Origin of the sequence: Acidovorax sp. GW101-3H11 (genome assembly GCF_001633105.1) — a bacterium.
Lineage (GTDB): Bacteria > Pseudomonadota > Gammaproteobacteria > Burkholderiales > Burkholderiaceae_C > Acidovorax.
In genome coordinates this window covers 258,984-270,337 of record NZ_LUKZ01000003.1, presented here as the reverse complement: position 1 = coordinate 270,337, position 11,354 = coordinate 258,984, and the positions used below count along the sequence as shown (strand labels likewise).

9 protein-coding genes and 1 pseudogene are annotated in these 11,354 nt (G+C 66.7%); 2 read left to right on the top strand and 8 right to left on the bottom strand.

The features are described 5' to 3' along the window. Positions 1–14: 14 nt before the first annotated feature. Positions 15–844, bottom strand: a pseudogene (locus A1D30_RS24635) (IS5 family transposase). A gap of 187 nt (positions 845–1,031) precedes the next feature. Here A1D30_RS24635 and A1D30_RS04740 point away from each other — a divergent pair. Then, on the top strand, positions 1,032–1,652 hold the full coding sequence (locus tag A1D30_RS04740; protein ID WP_063459619.1) for a hypothetical protein: 621 nt from the start codon (positions 1,032–1,034) through the stop codon (positions 1,650–1,652). Positions 1,653–1,708: 56 nt separating this feature from the next. On the opposite strand, the gene A1D30_RS04735 is transcribed toward A1D30_RS04740, so the two are convergent. The 3 genes from A1D30_RS04735 to A1D30_RS04725 all read right to left on the bottom strand — a co-directional run bounded on the left by A1D30_RS04735 (position 1,709) and on the right by A1D30_RS04725 (position 6,329). Further along, positions 1,709–2,719 (bottom strand): asparaginase, encoded by a 1,011-nt coding sequence (locus tag A1D30_RS04735; RefSeq protein ID WP_063459618.1) that lies wholly within the window; start codon positions 2,717–2,719, stop codon positions 1,709–1,711. A 23-nt stretch (positions 2,720–2,742) separates the two neighbouring features. Next, positions 2,743–5,289 (bottom strand): penicillin acylase family protein, encoded by a 2,547-nt coding sequence (locus A1D30_RS04730; protein WP_063459617.1) that lies wholly within the window; start codon positions 5,287–5,289, stop codon positions 2,743–2,745. A gap of 110 nt (positions 5,290–5,399) precedes the next feature. Beyond that, complete coding sequence (locus A1D30_RS04725) at positions 5,400–6,329, bottom strand: adenylate/guanylate cyclase domain-containing protein (RefSeq protein WP_063459616.1); 930 nt, start codon at positions 6,327–6,329, stop codon at positions 5,400–5,402. Between the two features lie 378 nt (positions 6,330–6,707). Here A1D30_RS04725 and A1D30_RS04720 point away from each other — a divergent pair, with 378 nt between their 5' ends. Then, complete coding sequence (locus A1D30_RS04720; RefSeq protein ID WP_063459615.1) at positions 6,708–7,070, top strand: hypothetical protein; 363 nt, start codon at positions 6,708–6,710, stop codon at positions 7,068–7,070. Between the two features lie 51 nt (positions 7,071–7,121). Here A1D30_RS04720 and A1D30_RS04715 read toward each other — a convergent pair whose 3' ends face one another. From A1D30_RS04715 to A1D30_RS04700, 4 genes are all read right to left on the bottom strand, one after another. Then, positions 7,122–8,105 (bottom strand): LD-carboxypeptidase, encoded by a 984-nt coding sequence (locus A1D30_RS04715; RefSeq protein ID WP_063459649.1) that lies wholly within the window; start codon positions 8,103–8,105, stop codon positions 7,122–7,124. Between the two features lie 55 nt (positions 8,106–8,160). Beyond that, positions 8,161–9,588 carry a tRNA adenosine(34) deaminase TadA gene (gene tadA / locus A1D30_RS04710; protein ID WP_063459614.1) on the bottom strand — a complete coding sequence of 476 codons (1,428 nt, stop codon included), beginning with the start codon at positions 9,586–9,588 and terminating at the stop codon, positions 8,161–8,163. Positions 9,589–9,646: 58 nt separating this feature from the next. Next, positions 9,647–9,895 carry a hypothetical protein gene (locus A1D30_RS04705; protein WP_063459613.1) on the bottom strand — a complete coding sequence of 83 codons (249 nt, stop codon included), beginning with the start codon at positions 9,893–9,895 and terminating at the stop codon, positions 9,647–9,649. 255 nt (positions 9,896–10,150) lie between these two features. Further along, a complete protein-coding gene (locus A1D30_RS04700; protein WP_242421787.1) occupies positions 10,151–11,275 on the bottom strand; it encodes a branched-chain amino acid ABC transporter substrate-binding protein in 1,125 nt (374 codons plus the stop codon). Positions 11,276–11,354 lie beyond the last annotated feature (79 nt).

The following is an 11,354-nucleotide window of genomic DNA, read 5'->3' as shown; positions in this document are numbered from 1 at the left end:
GGGGTTACAGCCTCTCACGCCAGCCACACCATGGAGGCAGCCAAGTGAATCGCCCCCAGGAAGTTGCAGGCGGTCTTGTCGTAACGCGTGGCAATGCCCCGGTATTGCTTCAGGCGCGCGAAGAAGTTCTCTATCAGATGCCGCGCCTTGTACAGATCGCGGTCATATTCGCGCTGCTGCTTGTTCGTGGCCCGCGAGGGAATCACAACGGTCTTGCCCTTGGCCAGTAGCGGCCCGATCAGCCGGGCATGAGCGTCATAGGCTTTGTCAGCAATAACCGCCTGCGCGGGCGTGTCCTTGAGCATTACATCTGCGCCCCTGAGGTCATGGGCTTGTCCGGGCGTCAGGACAAAGCCTGTCGGATTGCCCAGCGCGTCAACCGTGGCGTGGATCTTGGTGCTCACCCCACCTTTGCTGCGTCCGAGGGCTTGCTTGTCTGGATCCCCCCTTTTGCCCCAGCGCTGTGCTGGTGGGCACGCACGATGGTGGCATCGATCATCGCGTACTCGTTGTCCGCATCTTGCGCCAAGGCTTCAAACAGGCGTTGCCATACACCCGTTCGGCTCCAACGCGAGTGCCGGGTATGCACGACGCGAAAATCGCCAAAGCGCGCTGGCAAATCACGCCAGGGGATGCCCGCGCGGTAGCGGTACAGCACGGCGTCAACGAACAGTCGGTTGTCCTTGGCTGTAGCGCCAGGCTGGCCGACCTGACCGGGCAGAAGGTTCTTGATGCGTTCCCATTGAGCATCAAGTAGGGCGTATCTTTTACTCACGGCCACCACATGGTCCAGGCTGGCCGACCTGACCGGGCAGAAGGTTCTTGATGCGTTCCCATTGAGCATCAAGTAGGGCGTATCTTTTACTCACGGCCACCACATGGGGCTGCAGCAGGCTCTTTCAACCATGTAGGGGCTTTGATTGATGACACGCCCTAGCGAAACCAGCTTTACGGGTGCGCTGGCCCTGCGCCGTGCCGGTTTCGTCGGCCGTGGGTAGGCACAGCGTTTGGCTCACTTGCATGTTTTCACCATGAACCGCCGTCTTGTCTTTTCCGCCCTGGGTTGCACGCTGGCCTTGGCGCCTCTGGCCGCCCGGGCGCTGCCCGCCGATGCCTCGGCCACGGCCCGGCAACTGGTGCGCTGGGCCACGGGCACGGCCGACCACCAGGGCCTGCCTTTTGCGGTGATCGACAAGCCCTGGGCCCGCATCCATGTGTTTTCGGCCCAGGGGCAGTGGCTGGGCAGTGCGCCGGTGCTGCTGGGCGCAGCGCGGGGCGACCGGTCGGCGCCCGACCTGGGCACGCGCCCGCTGGCGCAAATCCGGCCGGAGGAGCGCACCACGCCCGCAGGCCGTTTTGTGACCGAGCCGGGCCGCAACCTGCGCGGGGAAGACATTGTGTGGATCGACTACGACTCGGCCGTGTCGCTGCACCGGGTGCGCAGCGTGAGCGCTGCGGAGCGCCGCCACCAGCGCCTGGCCAGCGGCAGCGCACGCGACAAGCGCATCAGTTATGGCTGCGTGAATGCGCCCGAGGCGTTCTACAACCAGCACATCGCCCCGCTGTTCGGACAGGGGCCCGGCGTGGTCTATGTGCTGCCAGACACAGAGCCGTTTGCTACATTTTTTATAGCTGCAAGCGCTTATCCATAGCGCGGAGACGGCACTTTTTATTCAAATTTTTGCCCCATCCCGGGCGGCATGGGGTTTCAACCCGCCTTCTGCAACCTGAACACCGCGCGGCGCCCGCCCACCGTGAGCCCCTTGGCGTTGACGATGTGCGCAGAGCGCCGCCGCGCCAGGGCCTCGCGCTGGCCAGCGTCCAGCCAGCCGAGTTGGTCCATCACTTCCACGGCAGCGGCCACCTGGGCGACCATATTGCCGTCCATGATCTTGAGCGCAAAGGCCTCGCCCCGGCTGCGGCTGCCCACCACCTGCACGCCGTCAGCACCCGTCTTGGACACCCAGTCGCCCTGCCCCACCTGCATGAAATCCAGGTCGTGCCGCCCGGTGCCTGAACCCAGCTCGGGCCGCGCCACCATGGCGTCGGCCAGCGTGGTCAGGCTTTCGTGCAGGTCGGTGTCGGGCGCGCCACCGGCCAGCCGGGCATAGCCCCGCGCCAGGTGGGCCAGCGGCATGGCGTAGTTGGGCGCAGAGCAGCCGTCGATGCCCATGGCGAGCTGATCGGGGGCGAGCCCCACGGCCTGCGCCACGTGGTTGCGGATGGCCACCTGCAGCGGATGGGTGGGGTCCAGGTGATCCTCCAGCGGCAGCCCCTCCCGCACGCAATGCGCCACAAAACCCGCGTGTTTGCCGCTGCAGTTGTTGTGGCGTTCGTCGGGCACAAAACCCGGGGGCAATGTGCCCAGCCCCAGCTCGGCGAACAAGGGGCGGTGGCAGCCGCAGCGCAGCGCGTGGTAGTCCTGCCCCACGCTGGCCAGCATGCGGCTGGCCTGCTCCACATGCATGGGCTCGCCGTTGTGGCTGGCGCACAGCAGCGCCAGTTCGCCCTGTCCCCAGCCCTGCGCCCGGGCCCCGCCCGCCTGCATGAAGGGCAGCGCCTGGAACGCCTTGATGGTGGAGCGCGTGAAGGTGACGACATAAGGATCACCTACCTGCGCCAGCACCTGCCCCTGGCGGTTGGCAACGGCCACCGCGCCCCAGTGCTGGCACTCGGGCAGGCCGCCCCGGCTGACTTCGATCAACGGTACAAAACCCATGGCGATGATTCCTGGCTGCGGCCTTAGCGCGCGGTGGTGGGAGGGGTTGCGGGGGCCAGCGTCAGGCTGTGCGCCCAGCGCGCGGGCTGGCGCTGCAGGGCGCGGTAGCCGGTGTCGGCCCAGGTGGTGCTCATGTCGCGGTAGCGCGGCGAAAACACCAGGCCGCTCTGGCCCGTCTGGTAGATGAAGCGCGACTGTTCCAGGTCGCCCAGGTCGTATACCGCGCGCAGCGAGGCGGCATGGCGGTTCACATACGGGCCCTTGGCCTCGCCCGCGTTGTACTGGCCCACGTTCACGGTGTACGAGTCTCCGTGCGATGGCACGCTCACGTCAAAGAAGCGTGCGAGCGCAGGCACGTTGCCAAAAGGCCGGTGCACGCTGAGCGCGGGGTGCGCGGCGCCCCAACGCCACTGGGCAGGGTCTGCGCCGTAGGCGGCCTGCAGGCGGTCGAGCGCACGGCCCAGGGCGGCGGCGGATTGCTCTGCGCAGGTCGCGGGCTGGCACCACCAGCTGTCGTTGCGCTCCAGGATGCCTTCGATGGCCGCGCGGTAGTCGCGCTTGCCGTAGGTGGCCTTGAAGCGGCCTTCGCCAATGCGCGGAATGATGAGGCCCCGCGCCAGCTCGTCCGTCCAGGCCACAAAGATCAGCGGCGCGGCGCGGCCCGCGTCCATCACGCCGTCAAAGCCCTGCAGCTCCTTCTGCGCAGCGGCGGCCAGCGGGTGCGCAGGCTGCGCCTGCTGCAGGTGCGGCAGCAGGCGCCGCGTGGCGAGCGATGCCACATCGCGGTGGATGGCCTGCATGCTGGCCGCGTCGTGCTTGGGGGTGGCCTCGATGAGCTGTGCGATGCGCTCGTAGCGGTAGGGCAAGGCCCAGTCCTGCGTGAGGAAGTGGGGGTAGCCGGGGGCCGTCACGCGCTGGTTGGCGGTGGCGACCCAGCCTCGGTCGCCGCGATCTTCTGGGGTCTGTTCGTAGGGCAGCCAGCCCTTCCAGTCGTAGCGCGCATCCCAGCCGGGTGATGGCGCCACGCCCCGGATGTCGTTGGCCGCATCGCGCACCGGCACCCGGCCAGCGGCCTTGAAGCGGATGTTGCCCTGGTCGTCGGCCGCCACCACGCTCTGCATGGGCGAGTGGTAGTGGGCCAGGCCCGCAAAGAGTTCGTCCACGCTCTTGGACTGGTTGGTCTTGAAGCCTGCCAGCACGGTCTGGTTGTCGTCATCCAGCGCGCTCCAGCGCAGCGCCAGCACGTATTTGCCCAGGTCCAGCACCTCGGCGTGCGACTTCTGCACGTCGCTGAGCACCGGTCCGTGCCGGGTGCTGCGGAGTTGCATCACCACATCGGCCTCGCCCTTGACGCGGATGGTCTCCTTGCGCACGGTGAACGGCGCCCAGCCCTCGGGTGTGCGGTATTGCGTGGCATCGGCCGGGTTGATCTGCTCCAGGTACAGGTCTTGCACATCCGGGCCGGTGTTGGTGAAGCCCCAGGCCACCTTGTCGGTGCGGCCCAGCACCACAAAGGGCAGGCCCGGCAAAGTGGCGCCCACGGCGTCAATGGCGGCAATGGGCGTGCCGTCCGACGCTTGCCCTGCGGGCGCTTGCAGCCCGGCGAAGTACCAGATGGCCGGGGCCGAGAGGCCCAGGTGTGGGTCGTTGGCGAGCAGGGGTTTGCCGCTCACGGTGCGCGAGCCCGCCAGCACCCAGTTGTTGCTGCCCTTGCCCTCGTTGGTGCCCGCATTGCGGGTCAGCTCGTCGGCCCATGCCAGCATGCCGGTGCTGATCTGGCGGGCCAGCGGGCCCTCTGGCTTGCGGCTCACCACATCCGCTGTGCTGCCCTGCGCTGCCGCAGTGGAGCCCGCATCGGCCGCGCGGTACACGCCCAGCTGGCGGTACAGCGCTGCCAGATCGGCCGAAGCGGCGGGCTTTTCGCCAGGATAAGGCGGCATCAGCTGCCACAGGCGGTCGGTGTCGAGCGTGCGCGCCACCGACAGGCGCGCAAATTCGGTGCCCCAGTTGCCGCCCAGGTCCAGCGCCATCATCAGCGCCCAGCCCACGCTATCTTCAGGCTCCCACACCGCGCCCTGCGCGCCACCGGGCTGCACGCCCAGCACATGGAACTCGGGCGGCAGCGCCTGCGGGCGGTTTTTATGGAAGGCGTGGATGCCCTGGCTGTAGGCCTGCAGCGCATCCTTGGCGTATTGGGGCAGACCTGCGTACTGGCGCTTGGCCACGCCCATGATGTCGAGCGCACGCATGAGCTTGTCGGTCTCGACCGTGGCGGAGCCAAACACCTCGGACAACTCGCCGTGCATGACCCGGCGGTTGAATTCAAGCTGCCAGGTGCGTTCCTGTGCATGCACGTAGCCCATGGCAAACCAGGCGTCCTGCGGGGTCTGTGCGCGCACATGGGTCACGTCTGACGGGTCGCGCTGCACACGCACGGCGTCGCGCAGCCCCGGCACCTGCAGCGTGCCATCCACCACCGCAAAGCTGCGCTGCACATACACCGCCGCCCCCGTGCCCACCAGCAGTGCCGCCACCACCAGCCCGACGGCCGTCCGCTTCATCCACGCCATGTCTTGTGTCTCCTGTTGTTGTGTTGTGTCGCCTGGGTGCTAAGCCGCACACCAGTTGGGGCGCCTGCGGGCCTGCAACCCACGGCCCAGGCCTGCAGCGGGCAAAACGATCAGCCCAGGTGCACGCTGGTGCCGACCACCTGAAAGTTCATGACCGGCGCGCTGGGTTCGGTAAAAGGCACGCCCAGCGCTATCTGCCCGGTGCCGTGCAGGATGCAGGCATCGCGGCGCAGCCGCACGGGCGAGTCGCTGCCTTCAAAACGCACCCAGGTTCCAAAGCTGCTCATGTCGGTGAGCACAAAACCGCTGTTGCGCCAGTCGATGCGTGCATGCAGGCGCGACACCCGGGGGTCGTTGATGCACAGCTGCGCATGGTTGGCACGCCCCACGTGCACGGGGGCATCCGACGAGGTGAACGACATGTTCACGCCATGCCATGAAAACTGGATCTGCCCCAGGATCGGGTCCACCGGGGCAAAACTGCTGATCAGCGCGGCCTGCATGGTGAGGGAGTCCGGCGCCTCGTCCTCGCGCCACTCGACGTGGTAGAGCATGAGCGCCTCGGCCTTGCCCCGGATTTCCATGAGGCCCAGCTTGCGGTACCAGGCATCGGGGGCGGTGCCTGCCAGCAGCACGGTGGTCTCGGTGGCCCAGATTTCGGCGGGCCCGGCCCGCTCGCACAGGCGGGAGGCCACGTTGACCGCATCGCCATAACAATCGCCGTCCACGTCCACCACCTCACCACTGGCCACGCCCACGCGGATGTCCATGCGCAGCGGCTGTGGCCAGCGGCCCAGCCGCTCGTGGTGCTGGCGCAGCATGGTGGCGGTGGCCGACACGGCGCCTGCCGCATCGCCAAAAATGCACAACACGCCGTCCCCCAGCTTTTTGACGACCCGACCACCATGCGCTTCGATGGTGTCGGCAATCCACTGGGTGACCTGGGTCACGGCCTCCGTGGCGCGCTCGTTGCCCAGCGTTTCGTACAACGAGGTACTGCCCGAAATGTCCGCGAAGACCACCGTTGACAGCACGCTCATGAACGATGACCTATTAGTAACATCATGTGAATCAGTTTAGTGCAAGCTCAACGAAGACGCACCCACTCAAGCGTCAACAATCCTGAGCCGGGTGTGGCGCCTCCACCAGCGCGCTCCAGGCTGCCCACCGCCGGGCACCTGATGGGGGCTGGAGAGCAACGCATGCGCCCTTTGCGCCCCATCCACACCACCTAAACCACCGCACTACCCAGTCGGCGTCAGGGCCTTGCAAGCAATCACGCCAAATACGTAAAAGTTCGCAACAAACGGGGGCGGCGTGTTGTCTTTATACAAAAACAGGAGCACCACCCTTGCGTCAATCCTCGCTCCCGCTTACTTTGACCGACTCTGTTACAAAAACCGTTGTGCGCCCCACCCATGCGCTGGAACAAACCCAATCTCCGCAACAACCTGCACGACCTGCTCGGCCGTGACAAGCCGTCTTCGACGGCCTGGGTGCGCGACCAGGGGCTGGAGGAAGTGCGACAGGCCATGTTGCAAGGCCTGATGGGCGTGTCGGGCTGCGAAGTGGCGCGCATGAACATGCGGCTGCGTTATGCGGGCGACATCGAGGCGCTGTGGTATCTGCGCACCGACCTGTTTGACACCCTGGTGCCCTTGCGGGGCGAGGCCGTTGCCCAGAAGGTGCTGGACCACGTCACCCCCTTGTTCCAGGGGCAGTTGCCTTTGTCTCTGCGCGCCCCCCAGGTACCGCAAGAACCCCGGTTCCGGAATTTCTAAGCCAGGTAGCCCCTGGGCCACGCGCCCAGACCCAGCCTCAGCCCCCTTGCTTCAGTGCTGGTGCCCCCAGTAGATGAGCGCATCGCGCGCCTCCACCGACAGCGACACCGTCGCCCCCACCGGCAGCAGCACCTTGGTTTCGACATGCCCGAACGGCAGGTTTGTGAGCACCGGTGCCTTGATCTGGCTGCGCAGCCAGTCCACCACCGACTGCAGCTTGTAGCCCTTGTCGTGCGGCGCCAGCGTGAAGTTGGTGAACTGCCCCAGCACCACGGCCTTCTGCTGGGCCAGCACACCGGCGTGCAGCAGCTGGGTGAGCATGCGCTCGATGCGGTAGGGGTGCTCGTGCACGTCTTCGATGAACAGCACCCCGCCCTTGATCTGCGGCAGATACGGCGTGCCCACCAGCGAGGCCAGCACCGACAGGTTGCCACCCCACAAAGTGCCGCTTTTCACATACACATTGGGCACGGCGGGCTTGCCCGTGGTGGAGTGGGGCTTCTCGTTGTGCATGCGCCAGCCCGTGCCTTCGCCATGGCCGGTGAGCAGGTCGTCAAAGCAGGCTTCCATGATGTCGTCGGGCTCGCCCGCCACGCCAAAGTCGGCGCCCAGTGAGGGGCCCGCCCAGGTGGTGGCGCCGGTCTTGGCCAGCAGCGCGAGCTGGAAGGCGGTGAAGTCGCTCACGCCCACAAAGTGCATGCCCTTGTCGATCGCCTTGGCCACGGCCTTGTAGCGGATGCCCGGCAGGATGCGCGTGAGGCCGTAGCCCCCACGCGAGATCAGCGCCACGTCGGCACCGCTGGCGGCGGCGCGGTGGATGGCGGCCAGCCGCGTCTCGTCGTCGCCCGCAAAACGCGTGTGGGTGGCCAGCGCATCGGCATCCACCTCGACCTCATGGCCCAGGGCCTTGAGCCGTGCAATGCCGCGCTTGAAGGCCGCCTTGTCGCGCACGGCGCTGGAGGGCGAGTAGATGTAGATGTGCTTGGAACCGTGGTCGTGGTGGCACTGCGAATGGTCGTGATCGTGGTCGTGCAAAGCGCTCAGGCCCACCGGGGGCCTGCTCCGTCAAAAAGAGAGGTCTGGCGCCGTGTCAGCCGCTAGAGCTGCCGACACCAGGAAACGAGAAGTATTCCACAGCCCGCGCAGCGATCGCCTCGCCGTGCTCCTGCACAAAGTGGCCCGCATCCGGCAGTACCACGGGCTCGGGGCAGCCCTGGATGGTTTGCTGCAGCGCGCGCATGGTGGGCAGGCCCAGCACCGGGTCTTGGGCACCCACCACCATCAGGGTCTGGCCTTGCCACTGCTGCTGCCAGAAATCGCGGGCCGCGCGCGACAGGGCCGCGCCCGGGTCTTCGGTGGCGGCGGGCACGCGTTCGGGGAACGCGCGCAGCGCGGCACGGTAGCCTTTGTCCGGGAACGGCGCGTCGTAGGCCGCACATTCGGCCGGGCCCAGATGCGGGTTGCCGCGCGCCAGCAGGCGCCCTACCCCATACAGCGGCTTGTCGCGGCACATCGCACGCCAGTCCACAAACCCCTTTGGCAGGGGCGCGTCGCCCGTGGCCAGCAAGGTGTTCATCACCAGCACACCGTTGAACCGCTCGGGCATCGCCATGGGCAGCGTCAAGCCCAAAATGCCGCCCCAGTCCTGCACCACCAGCACCACGTTGCGCAAATCGAGCCTTTCAACCAGCTCCAGCAGCACCTGGCGGTGCCATTCGAACTGGTGGGCGCCCTCCTTCTTGGGCTTGTCGCTTTTGCCAAAGCCAATCAGGTCGGGCGCCACCACGCGGTCGCCTGCGGCCAGAAAGGCGGGCAGCATGCGGCGGTACAGGTAGCTCCAGGCCGGGTTGCCATGCAGGCACAGCCAGGTGCGGGGCGCCATCGCCGGGTCTGAGGGGCCCTCGTCCAGATAGTGCAAACGCAGGCCCGCCAGGCTGGGCAGGTCGCTGATGTACTGCGGCGCCCACGGGTAACCAGGCAAATCGGCAAACGCTGCATCGGGCGTGCGCAGCGCATCGTCGCGCAGCGGGTGGCGGGCCAGCGCCTCGGCGCGCTGCTGGCGGCGGCGCTGCGCAAAAAAGCTGCTCAGCAGACTGCCACATTCGTCGGCCAGCACGCCGCCCAGCACCTCGGTCTGGTGGTTGATCTCGGCATGGCCGAACAGGTTGAGCACCGAGCCTGCCGCGCCCGTCTTGGGCTCCACCGCGCCGTAGACGACGCGGGCCAGGCGCGCATGCAGCATGGCGCCGCTGCACATGGCGCAGGGCTCCAGCGTCACATACAGGCTGCAGCCGTCGAGCCGGTAGTTGCCCAGCTGCTGGGCTGCGGCACGCAGCGCCACGATTTCGGCGTGGGCCGTGGGGTCGTGGCCCTGCACCGGGGCATTGCGGCCCGTGGCAATCACCTGGCCGTCCTTCACCACGATGGCGCCCACGGGCACCTCGCCCGCCTGCGCGGCCGCCTGCGCCTCGGCCAGGGCCAGGCGCATCCAGTGGGTGTCGAGGGGTGCGCCTACCATTTCAATATTAATAGCAACAAAACGAATACAGTCGCGCGCAGACGGCCATTTTTATTCATTATTTGGCAGCATCCTCGGGCATGGGGCGTGCTTGCTGCATCAAACCTTCCATTTGCTGCTTGACCTGCTGCTGCATCTGCTGGCTTTGCTCGCGCACGGTGGCCGGAGGCGCCGAGGCGGGGGCGGCTCCGGGCGCCGTCTGCAGCGCGGGCACCGGGGCGCGCGTGGCCGACAACTGCTTCTTGGCCAACAGGCCCACGATGGCCAGCACCACGACCAGCCCGACCAATCCAAACACTGCGCGCATAAGCCTGCTCCTTGAAGGGCAACAACAGCCCTTGCACGCGACCGACTGTAAAGGCAAACCCCACACGCAAAAACGGCCGCACGTGGTGGCCGTCGGGTGCAGCGCAAAGGCCACAGAGGGGGTGAACTTTTGTAGCGAGCGGCTGCCAGGCTAGGCGGACGGAGCGCAGGAACCGGAACGTACTGCCTGTACGTGAGGATTCCGAGCACCGCCCAACGACGCATGGCGGCCGCGCAGTAGAAAGTTCTCCCCCTCTCAGTTCAGCGCCACGCGGCTGCCGTCCTTGAAGGTGTACAAGGTCACGGCGGGCGTCGTCAGCTCGCCCTTGGCCGTGAAGGCGATGTTGGCGGTCACGCCCTTGTATTCCGTCTTGGCCAGGAAGGGGGCGAACACCTTCGGGTCCACCGAGTTGGCGCGCTTCATCGCGTCGGCCAGCACCATGGCGGCGTCATACGCATAGGGGCTGTAGATCTGGAACTGGCCGGGGAACTTGGCGTCGTAGCGCTTCTTCCAGTCGGCGCCGCCCTGCATCTTGTCCACCGATGCGCCGCCCGTCGCGCAGGTCACGTTCTTCAGGGCCGGGGTCTTGCCCGACAGCTCGGGCAGCTTCTCGGTGCACAGCGCGTCACCGCCAAAATACTTCACGTTGCCCAGGCCCAGCTGCTCCATCTGGCGCAGCATGGGGCCAGCTTGCGCGTCCAGGCCGCCGTAGAAGATCGCGTCGGGCTTCTTGTTCTTGATGGCGGTGAGGATGGCCATGAAGTCGGTGGCCTTGTCGTTGGTGAACTCTTCTGCCACTACTTTCAGGCCCTTCTGTTGCGCGGTGGCCTTGAAGACCGAGGCCACGCCCTGGCCATAGGCCGTGCGGTCGTCGATGATGGCCACGCTCTTGAGCTTCTGGTGGTCGGCACCAAACAGCGCCAGCGCTGCGCCCAGCGCGTTGTCGTTGGCGATCAGGCGGAAGGTGGTCTTGTGGCCGGGCTTGGTCAGGTCGGGGTTGGAGGCCGATGCCGTGATGTGTGGCAGGTCGCACTTGGCGTAGATGGCCGATGCGGGGATGGACGTGCCCGACTGCAGGTGGCCCACCACGCCCGCCACCTTCTGGTCGCACAGCTTTTGGGCCACGGCGGTGGCTTGGCGCGGGTCGCCTGCGTCGTCTTCGGCCGCAATTTCAAACTTGATCTTCTTGCCGCCGATGACGAGGTTCTGGGCATTCAGGTCGTCAATGGCCAGGCGCACGCCGTTTTCCGTGTCCTTGCCAATGTGGGCAATGCCACCCGACACGGGGCCCGCGTGGGCGATCTTGACGGTCTGCACGTCTTGCGCAGAGGCCACGCTGGCGGCCAGCGCAACAGCGGTCAGGGCAGAAATGCGGAACAGGGGCGAGGAAGCAAAAGCGGGGCAAAACACGGTACGGAGTCTCCAGAATCAGTCAATGCAGGCATGTTGTGCACCGAGC